Raw genomic sequence first — 15,969 nt, forward strand, 5'->3', positions numbered from 1 at the left:
CTCTCACTCTCCATCGCGCCGGCTGTGTCTCGCCCACAGGTCCGGACGGCGTTCCTTCGTAATCCGCTCCGCCTGCTCCCGCCGCCACGCCGCGATCTTCGCGTGGTTACCCGAGAGCAGAACCTCGGGGATCTCCCTGTCCTCCCACACGCGCGGACGCGTGTAGTGAGGATATTCGAGGAGATCGCCCTCGAAACTTTCCTCTTCGGCGGAAGCCGGGTCCCCGATCACCCCGGGGATCAGCCTGACGCAAGCCTCGATGAGGTATTGCGCCGCCACTTCACCGCCGGCGAGCACCGCATCGCCGACACTGACTTCCTCCATCCCGCGCGCTTCGATCACCCTCTCATCGAGGCCTTCGAAGCGGCCGCAGAACACGACAACGCCGGGTCCCGCAGCCAGCTCGCGTACGCGGGTCTGGGTCAGCGGACGGCCCCGGGGCGTCAAGTAGATCAGCGGCCGTTCCCCGTTGTCCGGGGCAGTCACCGCGTCGATCGCCGTTGCCGCCACATCGGGGCGAAGCACCATTCCAGCGCCCCCGCCAGCCGGGGTGTCGTCAACGGAGGCGTGCTTATGACGGGAAAACTTCCGGATGTCCACAGTCTCTAGCGCCCATAATCCATGGTTCAGCGCCGTCCCGATCACGGAGACGCCGAGCACGCCCGGAAACGCATCCGGGAAGAGGGTGAGCACGCTGGCCTTGAACATGGCGGCGGGGTTTAGCAGCGAAGGCAGGCGAGGGCGAGTCGGGGTTTCGATTGCCCGGTCGGACGTTTCCCGGACGGCGAAGCCGGTCCGGGATCCAGGCGGCGAGCAATATGGGCCCCGGACTTCGCTGCGCGAATCCGGGGAGCGTCACACAAAATCGTCCGTCACCCCCGCGAAGGCGGGGTCCAGTATTCCGGGCCTTCTGGATTCCCGCCGGAGTTTACCCCTGACCCCGATCCGGGGCGGTAATGACGCCTGGCTGCTTACCGGATCGCCGCGATCACTCCCCCTCCTCGCACAGGTCGGGCAGCTGATCGACATAGCCCGCCGGATCGGACCGGTGGATCGTCGCGGTGTATTCGATCGTCTCGCAATAGCGTTCGCCGGTCGGCACGTAGCGTGTCGCCAGCACCGCATCGCGCGCGGCGCGTTCCGCCTCGCGGGTGATCGTGCGCGGCCGCTCGCCTTCGACGAGGCAGTAGACATCCGGCTCGCCCGGACGGCCGTCCGGACCGATCCGTGTCGCGGCGGTGCAGGCAAACCCTCTTTCGGCTTCAAACAGCGCGGACGGGATGTCGAGATAGGCACTGATCAGCACCTGCCTCGGCTCGGGATGATATCGAGCCGTTTCGGGGTCGAACCGGAAGAGAACCTCCGTGGCGAGGTGGAAGGCGCGATCCCGGCCCCATCGTCCCAGGGGAATAACGTCCAGCGCCGAATCGACCGCGGCCTGAAGCCGGTCCGGATAGGGCGCACCCGCCGGACACTGCGCCGCCAGCGAACGAGGCCCGCCGGTTTCCGGCTCGTGGCCGCCATAGACCATCACGCAGGACTGGACCGGCGTATCGGGAGCCGGCGCGGCAGGCTCGACGGGCGCGGCCAGAATGAGCAGCGCCGCCGCGATCATTCTTCGGCCTCGCAATAGCGCGGCAGCTGATCGATGTAGGCCTGCGGTCCATAACCATCGATCTCGATCGCATAGCGATCCGCGTGGCAATAGGATTCTCCGGTCGGTACGAAGCGGGTGGCCCGGATCGCATTGCGGACGCTGCGCTGGGCATCGCCCATGAAGACGTAGCGCCGCTCTCCCTCGACAAGGCAGGTCAACTCGTGATCGTCCGGCGAACCGTCACCATCGACCTCGATACCGAAGGAACAGGCGTAGCTGTCGCCGCGCGCCATGATCCGCGGAGGGATCGCCGGGATGCCGCGGATGAAGTCCTGTCCGGGTATGGCGGAATAGGATCGGGTGTCAGGATCGAAGCGAAACCGGATATCGCGGGCCAGTTCGACATACTGATGCCGGTCGATTCCGCGCACGGAAACGCGCTCGAGTGCAGCGTCAGCCGTAGCCTGCAGCAGATCCGCCTCTTCCGCATCCGCAGAGCATGTCGCGCGCAGGGAGCGCGGGCCGCCAATCTCCGGATTTTCCCCGCCATACTCCACACGGCACCGGGCGATATTCGGCTCGTCTAGCGGAGACGCCGGTCCTGCGTCAGGCTCGGGAACTGGGGGTTTCACGATCGCCTCGGCTTCGGCGCACATCGCTTCAGTCCGGCAGTCTTCCGGTGGCGGTGGCGCGTTGAACGGAAGTTCGGTGATCTCCTGTGAGACCAAGGCGGCTAGAAACAGCAGCAACATCAAGGCACTCCCCTCTTTCCCGAAGAGACTAACGCGAAAGTTGTGCTGATCGAAGCAAAAACCGGAAGGCTGGCGTTCTCCCGCCGGATCAACAACTCCTGAATTCCCGGACGCGCGTCGCGCGATCCCGGACCTCGAACCGGTTCGGGTCAGGGGCGCCGAAAGCGTCGCACCGCATTCCGGAGCTACCCCTGCTCCCCAATCGGCCGGGGTGCCCGCTTTCGCGGGGAGTTCAATCATTGGCTTGTATAGAAGACCTCACCACTCCGGGCAGTAGTCGGGCCAGGGCAGGTTGTCATCGAGCGGTTCGCCCGCGATCACCCGGCCGCGGCTGTCCGTGCCATCCACTTCACCCACTTCGGAATGGGTGAAGCAATAGCGCGTGCCGGTCGGCACCCAGCGCGTGGACCGGACGAAATCTTCCATCGTGCGCTGCGCCGGGCGCGAGGGCCGGGTCGATCCGCCGGCATAGCAGGTCATCTCCATGTCCTCGCCGCGCCCGTCGCGCCCCGGCCAGACGACATAGTCGCAGCGGTAATGGCGCGGGCGGCGCAGGAATTCGTTGGGTGGCACGAGGAACATCGGCCGGATCAGCATCTGGCCCTCGGCGGCATGCCAACTGCCGTCCGCGGCACGCTCCATCACCATTTCCCGCGCGACGGCGAAACGCTCGCGCCGGTTGAGGTCGAGATTGACGCTGGCCAGCGCATGATCGGCGGCGGCCTGCAGCGCCGCGTGATCGTCCTGCCGGGTCGGGCATTCGGCCGTGAAACCCGTGGGCGGAGCATCGCCTCGCCGCTCGGCATTGATCTGGCAGAAGGCGAAGGACGGTGCGGCGGACGGCCCGCTCCCGGGTGCCATCCCCGCCGTCAGCAGGATCGAAAACAGTGTTGTCAGCATGCGGCCTTCCCCTCTCTTTGACGGGAAGACTAACGCGAAAGTTGTGCTGATCGAAGCAAAAACCGGGGCCTACTCCCCCGAAACCTCGTTCCAGACCGGTATGATGTCGCGCTGCAGCGCCTGCGGCGTCAGCGGGCCGGCATGACGCGCGCGGATGATGCCGTCCGCGTCGACGATGAAGGTTTCCGGCGCGCCGGTGACGCCCAGCCCGATGACCAGTTCGCCGCGCGGGTCGAGCACCACGCCGGCGAAGGGGTCCCCAAGCTCGGCGAGGAAGCGCCCGGCATTCTCCGGACTGTCGCGCCAGGCCGCGCCATAGATCGGGATGCCTTCTTCCGAGAGCCGCATCAGCAGAGGATGTTCGGCGCGGCAGGGCGGACACCAGCTGCCCCAGATGTTGAGCAGATAGGGGCCTTCGATGGCAGCCGGATCGAACCCCGCGCGGCCGGGCAGCGCCTCGAGCGTGACCGACGGCACGCTCTGGCCAACCATCGGGTCGTCGCTGACCCGTTCCGGGCCGAGCAGCAGCCAGGCAAAGACGGCGACCAGAACGACGAGCACCCCGGCGGGAAGGAGACGCAGCCCGTTCATCGCGCCGCGCGCCTTTCCTCGCGTTCGAGGCGTTTCTTCACCGCGGCGCGTTCCGACAATATCCAGTAGACCAGCCCGCCAACGCCCAGCGCGGTGATCGCATAGGCCGGCCAGATGAAAGCCGGGTGGGAAAAGGCAAAAAGCTCGCTCATCACGCCGCGCCTCCCCGGGCTTCGCGGGCCTGACTAAGCGCCCTTGCGCGCCGGTCCATGATCACGCTGCGCATCCGGTACATCACGATCCATGCCGCCAGGGCGGTAAGACCAAACGCCATGACCAGCAGCGGCGCCAGTTGGCTCGGGTCGATGCTCGGCCCGCCGTCACGGAACACGGTCGCGCCCTGGTGCAGGCTCGCCCACCAATCGACGGAGAATTTCACGATCGGCAGGTTCAGAAGGCCCGCCATGGCGAGGATGGCGGCCAGCCGCGCGGCCAGCTTCTCGTCCTCCAGCGCACCGCGCAGCGCCATGTAGCCGAGAAACAGCAGGAACTGGATCAGCATCGAGGTCAGCCGCGCATCCCAGATCCACCACGTGCCCCAAGTCGGCTTGCCCCACAGGCTTCCGGTGATCAGGCAGAGGCCGGCGAACACCATACCGACAGGCGCGATCGAGGCCGCCGCGACATCCGCCAGATTGTGCCGCCAGATGAAGAAGATGGCGCTGGATATCCCCATCGCGAAATACAGCGCCAGCGCCAGCCAGGCCGCCGGCACGTGGATATACATGATGCGGATCGTGTCGCCCTGCTGATAGTCGGGCGGCGAACCGATCAGCGACAGGTAGAGGCCCACGGCGATCAGCACCGCCGCCAGCGCGCCCGCCACCGGGATGGCGTAGCGCGCGAAGATGTCGAAGCGCCGCGGATTGGCCAGATAGCTGATCATGCCTGCGCGCTTACGGCCTCAGGTCGGGATGGGCAAGCGTCCTGCTGTCGCAGGCCGCCTCGGGTCACGGCTCCAGATCCTCGGGGCTGACATCAGGTTCGCCCGCGAACACGCCCCGCCAGTCCGCCGACAGATCGGCGCGGAACAGTGATTGCGGCACCAGGACCCGGTAATCGCCTTCGGCATAGGCCCCGACCGCATAGGGGTCGAAATGAAAGATCAGACCGCCCGCGCGCTCCGGCTCGGTCGAGAGGGCCAGGGTGAAGGCTCCGAAACTCTCCGCACTTGCGGTCAGATCGCCGAGCCACATGCCCTGGTCGTCGGCATTGAAATACTCGCCGAGGCGCTGCGACTTCTGCTCGATCAGACTGGCGCGAATGGCGTCCAGCAGCGCCGTCATCGCAGGCGAGCCCTCGCTGCCATCCTCGAACAGTTCGGACAGGCCGACCGTGCGCTGCTCCGGCACCAGCCACAACACGCTGCCCGAACCGTGATTGGGATGCGCGCCGCCGGTGTATTCATACCAGGACTGCAACACGCTGACGCGGGTCTCGTCGCTCCACACGATCTCCCACGTCCAGCCGATATCGTAGGGCCGCCACTCCCACTGCGCCCCGTCCTCCTGCCAGTTGGCATGATCGCGCGCCGCGGCCTCGGACATTTCCCGCATCGCCGCCTCGCTGGCCGCGCGGACATATTCGTAAAGACCGGGATACTGCGACAGCCCGTCGTCGAACACCGTCTCCCAGGTCGCGGCTTCGCTTTGTCCCGATATATTCTCCACCTCGACCGGTCCGGCCGGCACCGCGGCCGGCGCATCCGCGCCGCTCCCGGCCGATATGGACACGTCGGGGGAAGCCACCTCGCCGCCCTGTTGCGGCGAACAGGCGGCCAGCACGAGTGCAAGAGGAACGAGACTGCGGCGCGACATGAAAGCCCCCTGATGGCCGGTCACGCCGGCGAATCTAGGGCGTTTCGCGGCAAAAATCACGGGGCGTGAAGCGGATTTTACTCGCTTCGGGCGCGCAACACGGCCCCGATCGCAAAGGGGGACAACGCCGAAACGATCAGGCTCAGCGCCGCGGCGATCATCAGGCTCGCAACCGCCCGGCTGTCGCCTTCGAACGCCGCCCGGCCCGACGCCGCCGCGAAGACGAGGATCGGGATCATCAGCGGCGCGGCGATCAGCGCGACCAGTATCCCGGCCCGTTTCACCCCGGCGGCGAGCGCCCCGGCGAGACCGGCGATGAAGGCAAGCCCCGGCAGCGCGCAGGCCAGCGACCCGCCAAGGAAGAGCGCGGCCACGGGCGGCAGTCCATACGCGATCCCGCCCAGCACGCCGATCAGCGGCAATGGCCACAGCGTGGCGACGCCGGCCGCCAGCGTCTTCACCGCCGCGATCACAGACGGGTCGAGCCCGGACAGGAGATAGACGTCGAGCGTGCCGTCCGAGAGGTCGTCGCCATAAAGCCGTTCCGCGCCCTGCAAGACGGCGAGCAGCGCGGCGAAGGCGATCACGCCCGGCCCCGCGGCGGCCAGCACTTGTCCGCCCGGTCCGATTGCCAGCGGCGCCAGCGTCAGCGCCGCCAGAAAAAAGGCCGCCGGCCCGGCGGGTCCGCCCCCGCCCGCGAAGGCGAGGCGCAATTCGCGTGCAAACAGGGCGGCGACTGCGCTCATGCGCCGATCTCCATCACCTGCGCGCCGGGCCAGTCGAGGGGCTGGTGCGTCGCGGCGATCACCACCCCGCCCTGCGCCCGGTGCGACGCAACCGATTGCGCCAGCAAATCCCGGCCTGCGGCATCAAGCGGTCCCGCCGGCTCGTCGAGCAGCCAGACCGGCCGCCCCGACAGCAGCACCCGTGCCAGCGCCACACGGCGGCTTTGCCCGCGTGACAGGCGACCGCACGGGCGTTCGTCGAGCGCATCGATCGCGAGCGCTTCAAGGGCTGAATCGGCAGCAACCAGATCGCGGCCATGCAGCGCGGCGGCAAAATCGACGGCCTCGCGCACCGTCTCGCCGGGTTTCAGACCATCGGCATGACCGAGCCAGGCCGTGACCATCGGCCCGGCCTGCCGTGCCGGCGCTCCCGAAAAGGTCACCGTCCCGGCTTCGGGACGAAGCAGGCCCGACAGCGCGCGCAGAAGCGTCGTCTTCCCCGCCCCGTTGCGCCCGGTCAGCAGCACCGCCCCGCCCGGGTCGGCGGCCAGCGACAGCCCGTCGGCGACGATCCGCCCGCCACGCGACAGGGTCAGCGCCTCGGCCCGGATATCGGTGGAATATTGCCCGCTTGCGTCCATTGGCTCCGGTTTCGCCGCTTGTCCGGGGCCGGTCAAGCGAACCGATTGCCGCGCCCGTCACCACCATGCATTGCCCGGGACGCTCTTGGGGTCTAAAACGCGCTCGATTCCGCACTGCGGCACGCGGTGCGATGGACCGTTCCAATCGGAAGGAAACCGCTCCAGATGGCCTCTCTCGACAGCTTCAAATGCCGCCGCACCCTCGATGTCGACGGCAAGTCGTATGTCTATTTCGACCTCAGGGTCGCCGAGCAGAACGGGCTGAAAGGCATTTCGCGCCTGCCCGCCTCGCTGAAAGTCCTTCTGGAAAACCTGCTGCGTCATGAAGACGGCAAGACCGTCGTCAAGGCCGATATCGAGGCCATGGTCACCTGGCTGACCGAGAAGACGTCGAACCATGAGATCGCCTACCGCCCGGCGCGCGTGCTGATGCAGGACTTCACCGGCGTGCCCGCCGTGGTCGACCTCGCGGCGATGCGCGATGCGGCCAAGAAGCTCGGCGGCGACCCGAACATGATCAACCCGCTGGTGCCGGTCGATCTCGTCATCGACCACTCGCTGATGGTCGACGTGTTCGGCAGTGCCAATGCCTTCAAGGACAATGTGGAGCGCGAATACGAGCGCAATCTGGAGCGCTACAAATTCCTCAAATGGGGCGCCAAGGCGTTCCGCAATTTCCGCGTCGTCCCGCCCGGCACCGGCATCTGCCACCAGGTCAATCTCGAATACCTCGCCCAGACCGTCTGGACGAAAGAAGAGGATGGCGAGACGATCGCCTATCCCGACACGCTGGTCGGCACCGACAGCCACACCACCATGGTCAACGGCCTCTCGGTCCTCGGCTGGGGCGTTGGCGGCATCGAGGCCGAAGCGGCCATGCTCGGCCAGCCCGTCTCCATGCTGATCCCGGAAGTCGTCGGCTTCAAGCTGACCGGCAAGCTGCCGGAAGGCGCGACCGCGACCGACCTCGTCCTCACCGTCACCCAGATGCTGCGCAAGCGCGGCGTGGTCGGCAAATTCGTCGAATTCTTCGGTGACGGCCTCGACCACCTGTCGCTGGCCGACGAGGCAACCATCGCCAACATGGCCCCGGAATACGGCGCGACCTGCGGCTTCTTCCCGATCGACGACGAGACCCTGGCCTATCTCAAGGCCACCGGCCGCGACCCGTCCCGGGTCAAGCTGGTCGAGGCCTATGCCAAGGCCCAGGGCCTGTACCGCCCCGATTACGCTGCCGACCCGATCTTTACCGACACGCTGGAGCTGGACATGGCGACTGTCGAGCCCTCGCTCGCCGGTCCGAAGCGTCCGCAGGACCGCGTGCCGCTCTCGACCGCCTCCGACGCCTTCGCCGTGCAGCTCGACAGCGAGTTCAAGAAGATGGCCGAGGCCCACAAGCGGGTTCAGGTCGAAGGCACCGACTATTCGATCGGCCATGGCGATGTCGTGATCGCTGCGATCACGTCGTGCACCAACACCTCGAACCCGTCCGTCATGCTCGGCGCCGGTCTCGTCGCCCGCAACGCGGTCAGGCGCGGCCTGAAGGTGAAGCCCTGGGTCAAGACCTCGCTCGCCCCGGGCTCGCAGGTCGTCACCGATTATCTCCTGAAAGCCGGCCTGCAGGACGATCTCGACGCGCTCGGTTTCAACCTGGTCGGCTATGGCTGCACGACCTGCATCGGCAATTCCGGACCGCTGCCGGACCGGATTGCCAAGGCCGTGCAGTCGGGCGACCTCGTGGCCTGCTCGGTGCTGTCGGGCAACCGCAATTTCGAGGGCCGCGTGAACCCGGATGTGCGGGCGAACTATCTTGCCTCGCCGCCGCTCGTCGTGGCCTACGCCATCGCCGGCTCGATGAATGTCGACCTCTACAACGACCCGATCGGCTATGACGAGGAAAACGAGCCCGTCTATCTCTCCGACATCTGGCCGACCAGCGCCGAAGTCGCCGAAGTTGTGCGTCAGGCGGTGACCGCCGACATGTTCGCCTCGCGCTACGCCAACGTGTTCGAGGGCGACGAGATGTGGGCGAAGATCGAGGTCGAGGGCGGTCTCACCTATGCGTGGGATTCCACCTCCACCTATGTTCAGAACCCGCCCTATTTCGAAGGCATGACGATGAACCCGGTCGCGCCGGGCAATATCGCCAAGGCCCGCATCCTCGGCCTGTTCGCCGACTCGATCACCACCGACCACATCTCCCCGGCCGGTTCGATCAAGACCGACAGCCCGGCCGGCCGCTATCTGCAGGACCACCAGGTCGCCCCGCGCGACTTCAACTCCTACGGTTCGCGCCGCGGCAATCACGAGGTGATGATGCGCGGCACCTTCGCCAACATCCGCATCAAGAACCAGATGCTGAGCGGTATCGAAGGCGGCTACACGAAGAAATTCCCGTCCGGCGAGCAGATGGCGATCTATGACGCGGCCATGGCCTACCAGACCGAGGGCACGCCGCTCGTCATCGTGGCCGGCAAGGAATACGGCACCGGCTCGTCGCGCGACTGGGCGGCGAAAGGCACCGTCCTGCTGGGCGTGCGCGCCGTGATCGCGGAAAGCTTCGAGCGCATCCACCGCTCCAACCTGATCGGCATGGGCGTCCTGCCGCTGCAGTTCGAGGGCGGCGCGACGCGCGAAAGCCTCGGCATTACCGGCGACGAAATGGTCAGTGTGGACGGCATCGAGACGATGCAGCCGCGCGAGCTGCTGACCGTCACCATCACCAATGCCGACGGCACGGTGAAGACGGCCGAGGCGCGGGTGCGGATCGATACCGAGAACGAGCTCGAATACTACCGCGCCGGCGGCATCCTGCATTACGTCCTCAGGAATCTTGTCGCGCACTAGTCATTCAGGGCACACTCCCCTCGCGGCCGGTCACGCTCAATTGATTGGCCTGTCGCGCGGGGAGCGCCTAACTGGCTATCATGCAGTCCGTGATCTCGGCCCTCATCTGGCTGGCCACAGCCGCCGCGGGACCGGCCCATGTGCCGGACCCGCCGGAACAGGTGCGTCCGATCCTGGTCGAGCTCTTCACCAGCCAGGGCTGCCCGCTCTGCCCGGCGGCCAATCTCTATCTCGGTGAGCTGGACGAGCGCGAGGATGTGATCGCGCTCGGCTTCGCCGTCGACTACTGGGACATTTATGGCTGGCGCGACACCTACGCCCAGCCCGCCTTCACCGAGCGCCAGCGCCTCTACAAATCCAGCCTCGACGTGCCGCGCGTCTACACGCCGCAATTCGTGATCGACGGTGCGGCCGAGGCCGAGGGCCGCCAGACCGACGCCATCCTGTCGGCGCTGCAGCGCCGCCGCATGGCGATGATGGCCGGAGTCCACGTCACCACGCTGGCGACGGGCAACGGCAATCACACGATCGAGGTGTCCGGATCGCCGCCCTCGGCATCGGAAATCTGGCTCGCCGTGTTCGAACCCGGCTGGCACACGGTCGGGATCGAAGCCGGGGAGAATGCCGGGCTCGACATGCAGCTCTACAATCCGGTCCGCGCCCTCATCCCGCTCGGTCACTGGGCCGGCGGCCAGGCCGAATACGGCGCTGCCCTGCCCGAGGGCACGTCCGGCGTCATCATTGTTCAGGGCGCGCAAGGCGGCCCGGTCTACGGCGTCGGCGAGTTCGAGCAGGACGGGGACGACTGAGACCCCATCCCTCCCCTTGAAGGGGAGCGACGCGAGCGGCTTGCGTGAGCAAGACGGGAGCGGGGTGGGGTGAGGATTCCTTTCCCCTGGGTTTCCCGCGAAAGCGGGAACCCGAAGCTGGCACGACATTCAGGTCCCCATTTTCATGGGGACCCCAGGGACATCTCAATTGACGTTTCCCGGACGGCGCAGCCGGTCCGGGATCCAGAAATCGCTCGAATCTTTGGGCCCCGGTCATCGCTTCGCGATACCGGGGAGCGTCAAACAGGAGAGGAATTGAGCCTAACCCGTCACCCGCCAGGGCGGGTTCACGCGGTTCCCGCCCGCGAAATAGAGCTTCCAGTAATGCCCGTCCGGGTCGCGGAAGCACGCCTCGCGCCACAGCCAGCTTTCATCCGCCGGTTCGGTATCGAACGTCACCCCGGCCGCGCGCAGCCGGGCAAAGTCGCCGTCCATGTCGGCGCTTTCGAGATAAAGGACCGGACCGGTCCCGATCACCCCGTCTTCGGCATGGATCGAGAACGTCGTGTCGCCGTCCGGCGCGAGGAAGCGGCAATAATGCGGGCTGTCGACCAGCAGCCGGAATCCCAGCGTCAGATAGAAGGTCTTCGAGCGCGCGATGTCGCGCACCGGCAATGTGATCTGGTTAAGGCGCATCTTCGGACCGGGTGACCGGTTCGGCGATCTCCGAAAGGGGGCGGATCATCCGCTCTTCGGTCAGATCGCTGAGCCGGAAGGCGAGCTGGTCGGCGTGATTGTTGAGCGCCAGCGCGTCTTCCATCGCGTCATCGGTCAGGGCGATGGCACGGATCACCGCCCAGCGCGCCCCGCCCGTGTCATGCACGGCGATCTCCAGCCGCAGGCCGGTAAAGGTCTCCGCTTCGTAGCGCGCGATCGGCCGCTCCTCGAATTGCGCCGCGCGGACATCCCGGAAGCGCAGCCGGCCCAGCACCGTGCCGGTGCCATTGCCCGCCCCGGGCGTGATCAACTGCCAGCCAGCGGGCGCGCGCAGGGCGAAATTGCGCTGGCTGAGGCCGGGGCGTTCGAGGAAGTAGGGCGGCCCGTCGACCGGCACGACATAGGCGCGCGCGATCGAGTCCGTACCGAGCGCCAGGAAGTCGAGATTCATCCAGTCCTGCGGCGTCGCGATCGCCGGAAGAACCCCGTCCGCCGCCCAGGCCTGGTCCTCGCCCGGCAGGCGCAGATAGGTGCCGCGCTCGCCGCGCCGGGCGCCGGCCAGCACCTCGCCGACGACCTGGCTCTCGAAATCGCGCAGCACGATCGAAGTGGCATCTCCACCTTCTTCGGGCGCTTGAAGTCCGAGCAGGGCGTGGCGTTGCGGGTCGGCGGTGCGTGGTCCCGCGTATTCGAGCGCGGCCAGCCGGGAGATCAGGCGCGCGGCAAGGCCGGCATCGGCGGGATAGCCGCCGCGGCCGAGCAACACCCAGCCCTCGCCGTCTTCCTGCAGTACGAAACGGTCTTCCTTCGTGGTGATCTCGATCGTGTAGACCGCGCCCGGATCGCCGGCGAGGCGCGGCAGGACCGGTCCGCTGCGCGCGGGCAGGTCGTCCTCGCCTCCGGTCAGCAGGAAGCCTGCCAGACCCAGGGCGAACAGGACCAGGGCCACGCATCCCGTCAGGATGACCTCGCGCAGCCGCGTCTGTTCGGGCGACAGCGTCACGGCCGCGCCCTCCAGCGCCGCCAACCGGTCAGGCCAAGTCCGAAAAGCAGGATGAGAAGCGGCGGAAGCCACAACGTCCACAGGCGCAGCGCATTGTCGAGCGCGTCGATATCACGGCGGAAATCACGTTCAACTTCGCGCAGGCGCTGTTCGGCCGAGGCGATATTGTCACGCAGCCGGTTCACCTCGTCGAGCCGTTCCTCCGGCGCGAGGTCAGCGGCTTCGGCGGTCGCCGACGGGTCTTCCAGCGCGGCCAGCCGCTCCTGCGCCTCGTCGATCCCGGCCTGCAGCGCGGCCTGTTCCTCGACATAGCGCGCCTCGGCGCGTTCGCGCAGATCGTCCACCCGCGTCATCGGCCGCGCCGAGGACGGCGCGGCGCGAAGCCCGACGAGCGAGCGATTGCCCAGCGCCATGTCGACGAGGTTGAGCGCGAAGGACATGTTGTCGGCGACAACGCTGTCCCCGAATTGCGCATCGCGCGTCAGGAAGAAGCTGTCATCAAGCCAGTCGGCATCGGCGATCACCACCGCATCCGTCGGGCCATTGGCCTGCGGCAGATGCTCGGCCACATCGAAGATGCGTTCCGCGCCCTCCGGGGGGCCGTTCGGGAAGGCCGAAGGCAGCACGCCGGAAATCCGCGCCGCAAGCACGTAGCGTCCGCTCTCTTCCGGCCAAGCCTCGGCCAGTGCGTCGGGTCCGGGATTGCTGGCGGCCTGCTCTGCGGGATAGCGCGCCGCGTCCGCGCTGGTCGTGACCAGCGCTTCGGCGCGCACGCCGGCGCGCTCTTCAAGCGTCACCATGCCGGGCGAGCCGAGATTGATGCCCCGGGAAAAGCCGGCCATCGCCAGGTCGGTTTGGGAGAATTGCTCCGGCCCCGGCGCGAACCACAGCGGATAGGACCGCACGCGCACCCGTCCACCCTCATTGACCTGCACCGGCAGAGCCAGTTCGCGGTCCATCACCGTCACATCGGGGTCGAACACCGCGCCCCAGGTCTGCGTCAGCGCGCCCAGATCGCTCGAGCGGCGGGCATTGACCGGCGGCAGGCCGTCAGGGCCGGGGCGCAGCGCGACATGCGCCATCGGGTCGAGCGCGGCGACGATGCGCCCGCCCCGCATGGCGAACTGGTCGATCGCGTAGAGCTGGGCGTCGGACAGGCGCGGAGGATGCACGATCAGCATCGCGTCGGCGTCGGGCAATTCCACAAAGCTGCGGTCGACCCATTCGATCGTGTAACTGGCTTCCAGTTGCTGCACGATGCGGCTGTTCAGCCTGGCCGGCGCGTCCTCGGCCAGCGGCAGACCGGTCAGGATGGCGAGGACCGGTGTCTCGGTCCGCACCAGATTCCCCAGCATCGCCGTCAGCTCGTATTCCAGCAGTGCTTCGCGCTCCGGCGCGAAATAGGCGATCGCCAGCCGCCGGTCGACGCTGTCCTCGGCAACGAGACCGAAGAAAAGCCGCTGGCCCTCGCCGATCGGCGCCGGGGTCAGCCCCGCTTCGATCGCCGCGTCCTCGTCCTCGGAAAAGGCTTCCGGGTCGATCTCTACGAGGCGGATCCGCCCGTTCGCCGCCGCCTCATAGCTCTGCAGAAGCTCGCGCACCCGCGCGCCATAGGCGCGGATGGCGGGATAGTCCGCCGCCGCCCGGCGCGAATAGTAGAAGGTCCAGCGCACCGGCTCGCCGATTTCGTCGAGCGTCTCGAGCGTTCCGTCGGAGAGGCGGTAGAGCCCGGCTTCCGTCGCATCGATCCGCACCCGCGACAGCCAGTTCGCGGCGATCATGTTGACCGCGATGACCGAGATCACGAGGCCGATCAGCATCAGGGCGAGATGCAGCTTGCGGCTCATCGTCCGCCCTCCCGCGTCGAACCGGCGATCAGGCCCGCCGCCGTCACCCCGCCCGCGATCAGGCTGAGGAAGTAGACGAGGTCCGGCAGGCGCGCGACGCCGTTCTCGAACGCGGCATAGCGGTCGAGCGCGCTCATGTGGGCCACGGCCTCGACCATCCAGGCCGGAACCGAGGACGACAGCGCTCCGGTAACGAAGGGCAGGCCCGCCATGGTCAGCAGGAAGGCGACGAGCACGCCCATCACGAAGGCGACGACCTGGTTCGGCGTGACTGCCGACAGCGCCTGTCCGATGGCGAGGTGCGCCCCGGCCAGCAGGAGGGCTCCGAGATAGCCCACCGCGATGGCGGCATTATCGGGCGCGCCCAGCCAGTTGACCGCAATCCACATCGGAAAGGTGGCCGCGAGCGCCAGCCCGGCCACCGACCAGGCGGCGAGGAATTTCCCGAGCGATGCGGCCCACAGCGGCATCGGCAGGGACAAAAGCGTCTCGATCGTGCCGAGCTCGCGTTCCTCCGCCCAGGCGCGCATGGCCAGCGCCGGCATCAGGATCATGAGCAGCCACGGCAGATAGGCAAAGAGCGGGGCGAGATCGGCCCGGTTGGTGTCGAAGAAGCGCCCGACATTGAAGGCGAAGGCCGGGGCCGCGAACGCGAAGGCCGCGAGAAACACCCAGGCCAGCGGCGTCGTGAAATACGCGCCGAGTTCGCGCCGCACGACGGCTTTCAGGCCCGGCCAGCCGGACGGAACGAAACGGCCCTCCGCGCTCATGCTGCATCCTCCCGTCCGCGCCGGTCGCGCCCGGTGGTCAGGCTGCGGAAGGCATCGTCGAGCCGGCCCGACCCGGTCTTCGCGGCGATTTCCTCCGGCGTCGCATCGGCGAGGATCTGCCCCCGGTCGATGATGATCGCCCGGCTGCACACCGCCGGGACTTCCTCGAGGATATGGGTCGAGATCACGATCGCCTTGTCGGCGCTCATAGCCCGGATCAGCGAGCGCACCTCGTCCTTCTGGTTCGGATCGAGCCCGTCGGTCGGCTCGTCGAGAATGAGAACCGGCGGATCGTGCGCGATCGCCGCGGCCAGAGCCGTGCGGCGTTTGTAGCCCTTGGACAGGGTCGCGATCCGGTCATGACGATGGTCGCCGACATGCACCCGGTCGAGCGCGAGATCGCGCGCGGCTCTAAGCGCCGCGCCGTGCCAGCCCCGCGCCGCAAGACAGAATTCGACGAAGGAGAAGGGCGTCATCGCCGGATAGGCCGGCGCGCCTTCCGGCAGATAACCGGTCAGCGCCTGTGCCGCGCGGCGGTTCGCGACCGTGTCGTTGCCGCCGACGCGCACCCGCCCGCCATCGGGCTCCAGCCGCCCGGCGATGATCCGCATCGTCGTCGATTTGCCCGCGCCATTGGGGCCGAGAAAGCCCAGCACCTCGCCCGGGGCGACGGTGAAGCTCACACCGTCCACCGCCTTGCGGGTCCCGAAACGCTTCTTCAGCTGTTCGACGGCGAGCATGTCTGGTGTCAGCCCTTCCTCGGCGTGGTGAGGGAGACAAGCGTTACCTTGCTGCGCGCGGCTTGGCCAGACGCGGTTTGGGCAGGTCCTGACGGAGCGGTCAATGGAGGGTGCCGGCCGGACGAAGGCGCGAATCCGGGGGGCTGGGGGGGCTGTCTGAAACCTGGATCCGTCCCATTGGCCGCCCGGCCGACGACTGGGACGGTCGCCGGGCGATGCGGCGCTCCGGCGACCGAAATTTGACCGGAATGG

General features: G+C 67.6%; 16 protein-coding genes and 1 pseudogene. 2 read left to right on the forward strand and 15 right to left on the reverse strand.

Annotation, left to right across the window (positions count from 1 at the left end):
- Positions 1–3: 3 nt before the first annotated feature.
- The 10 genes from trmD to ccmA form a co-directional block, all read right to left on the reverse strand.
- Positions 4–708, reverse strand: coding sequence for a tRNA (guanosine(37)-N1)-methyltransferase TrmD (gene trmD, locus ACFOOR_RS07100; protein WP_343164941.1), 705 nt, complete (start codon positions 706–708; stop codon positions 4–6).
- A gap of 280 nt (positions 709–988) precedes the next feature.
- Complete coding sequence (locus tag ACFOOR_RS07105; RefSeq protein ID WP_343164940.1) at positions 989–1,615, reverse strand: hypothetical protein; 627 nt, start codon at positions 1,613–1,615, stop codon at positions 989–991.
- Positions 1,612–2,349 (reverse strand): hypothetical protein, encoded by a 738-nt coding sequence (locus ACFOOR_RS07110; protein ID WP_343164939.1) that lies wholly within the window; start codon positions 2,347–2,349, stop codon positions 1,612–1,614. Before ACFOOR_RS07110 ends, ACFOOR_RS07105 begins: the two co-directional genes overlap by 4 nt.
- A gap of 258 nt (positions 2,350–2,607) precedes the next feature.
- A complete protein-coding gene (locus ACFOOR_RS07115) occupies positions 2,608–3,249 on the reverse strand; it encodes a hypothetical protein (RefSeq protein ID WP_343164938.1) in 642 nt (213 codons plus the stop codon).
- Between the two features lie 69 nt (positions 3,250–3,318).
- Positions 3,319–3,840 (reverse strand): DsbE family thiol:disulfide interchange protein, encoded by a 522-nt coding sequence (locus ACFOOR_RS07120; protein WP_343164937.1) that lies wholly within the window; start codon positions 3,838–3,840, stop codon positions 3,319–3,321.
- On the reverse strand, positions 3,837–3,992 hold the full coding sequence (gene ccmD, locus ACFOOR_RS07125; RefSeq protein ID WP_343164936.1) for a heme exporter protein CcmD: 156 nt from the start codon (positions 3,990–3,992) through the stop codon (positions 3,837–3,839). Before ccmD ends, ACFOOR_RS07120 begins: the two co-directional genes overlap by 4 nt.
- The gene (locus tag ACFOOR_RS07130; RefSeq protein ID WP_343164935.1) at positions 3,992–4,726 is read right to left on the reverse strand and encodes a heme ABC transporter permease; all 735 of its coding nucleotides are present in this window, start codon (positions 4,724–4,726) and stop codon (positions 3,992–3,994) included. Before ACFOOR_RS07130 ends, ccmD begins: the two co-directional genes overlap by 1 nt.
- Positions 4,727–4,790: 64 nt before the next feature.
- On the reverse strand, positions 4,791–5,657 hold the full coding sequence (locus tag ACFOOR_RS07135; protein WP_343164934.1) for a DUF3298 and DUF4163 domain-containing protein: 867 nt from the start codon (positions 5,655–5,657) through the stop codon (positions 4,791–4,793).
- A gap of 77 nt (positions 5,658–5,734) precedes the next feature.
- Positions 5,735–6,403: a heme exporter protein CcmB gene (locus ACFOOR_RS07140; protein WP_343164933.1), complete on the reverse strand. Its 669-nt coding sequence runs from the start codon at positions 6,401–6,403 to the stop codon at positions 5,735–5,737.
- A complete protein-coding gene (gene ccmA / locus ACFOOR_RS07145) occupies positions 6,400–7,023 on the reverse strand; it encodes a heme ABC exporter ATP-binding protein CcmA (protein ID WP_343164932.1) in 624 nt (207 codons plus the stop codon). The genes ACFOOR_RS07140 and ccmA overlap by 4 nt, the downstream gene beginning before the upstream one ends.
- 165 nt (positions 7,024–7,188) lie before the next feature.
- On the opposite strand from ccmA, the gene acnA reads away from it, so the two are divergent.
- Together acnA and ACFOOR_RS07155 are read left to right on the forward strand one after the other, a co-directional pair.
- The gene (gene acnA / locus ACFOOR_RS07150) at positions 7,189–9,870 is read left to right on the forward strand and encodes an aconitate hydratase AcnA (RefSeq protein WP_343164931.1); all 2,682 of its coding nucleotides are present in this window, start codon (positions 7,189–7,191) and stop codon (positions 9,868–9,870) included.
- Positions 9,871–9,950: 80 nt separating this feature from the next.
- Complete coding sequence (locus ACFOOR_RS07155) at positions 9,951–10,679, forward strand: DUF1223 domain-containing protein (protein ID WP_343164930.1); 729 nt, start codon at positions 9,951–9,953, stop codon at positions 10,677–10,679.
- Positions 10,680–10,961: 282 nt separating this feature from the next.
- On the opposite strand, the gene ACFOOR_RS07160 is transcribed toward ACFOOR_RS07155, so the two are convergent.
- From ACFOOR_RS07160 to ACFOOR_RS07180, 5 genes and pseudogenes are all read right to left on the reverse strand, one after another.
- A complete protein-coding gene (locus ACFOOR_RS07160) occupies positions 10,962–11,336 on the reverse strand; it encodes a VOC family protein (protein ID WP_343164929.1) in 375 nt (124 codons plus the stop codon).
- Positions 11,326–12,360, reverse strand: coding sequence for a DUF4340 domain-containing protein (locus ACFOOR_RS07165; RefSeq protein ID WP_343164928.1), 1,035 nt, complete (start codon positions 12,358–12,360; stop codon positions 11,326–11,328). The genes ACFOOR_RS07160 and ACFOOR_RS07165 overlap by 11 nt, the downstream gene beginning before the upstream one ends.
- On the reverse strand, positions 12,357–14,207 hold the full coding sequence (locus ACFOOR_RS07170) for a Gldg family protein (protein ID WP_343164927.1): 1,851 nt from the start codon (positions 14,205–14,207) through the stop codon (positions 12,357–12,359). The genes ACFOOR_RS07165 and ACFOOR_RS07170 overlap by 4 nt, the downstream gene beginning before the upstream one ends.
- Positions 14,204–14,977: an ABC transporter permease gene (locus ACFOOR_RS07175; protein WP_343164926.1), complete on the reverse strand. Its 774-nt coding sequence runs from the start codon at positions 14,975–14,977 to the stop codon at positions 14,204–14,206. The genes ACFOOR_RS07170 and ACFOOR_RS07175 overlap by 4 nt, the downstream gene beginning before the upstream one ends.
- Positions 14,974–15,690 (reverse strand): annotated as a pseudogene (locus tag ACFOOR_RS07180) (ABC transporter ATP-binding protein); the annotation flags it as partial. The pseudogene ACFOOR_RS07180 and the gene ACFOOR_RS07175, both read right to left, overlap by 4 nt.
- Positions 15,691–15,969: the final 279 nt, after the last annotated feature.

Origin of the sequence: Hyphobacterium vulgare (assembly GCF_042643335.1) — a bacterium.
GTDB classification, from domain to species: domain Bacteria; phylum Pseudomonadota; class Alphaproteobacteria; order Caulobacterales; family Maricaulaceae; genus Hyphobacterium; species Hyphobacterium vulgare.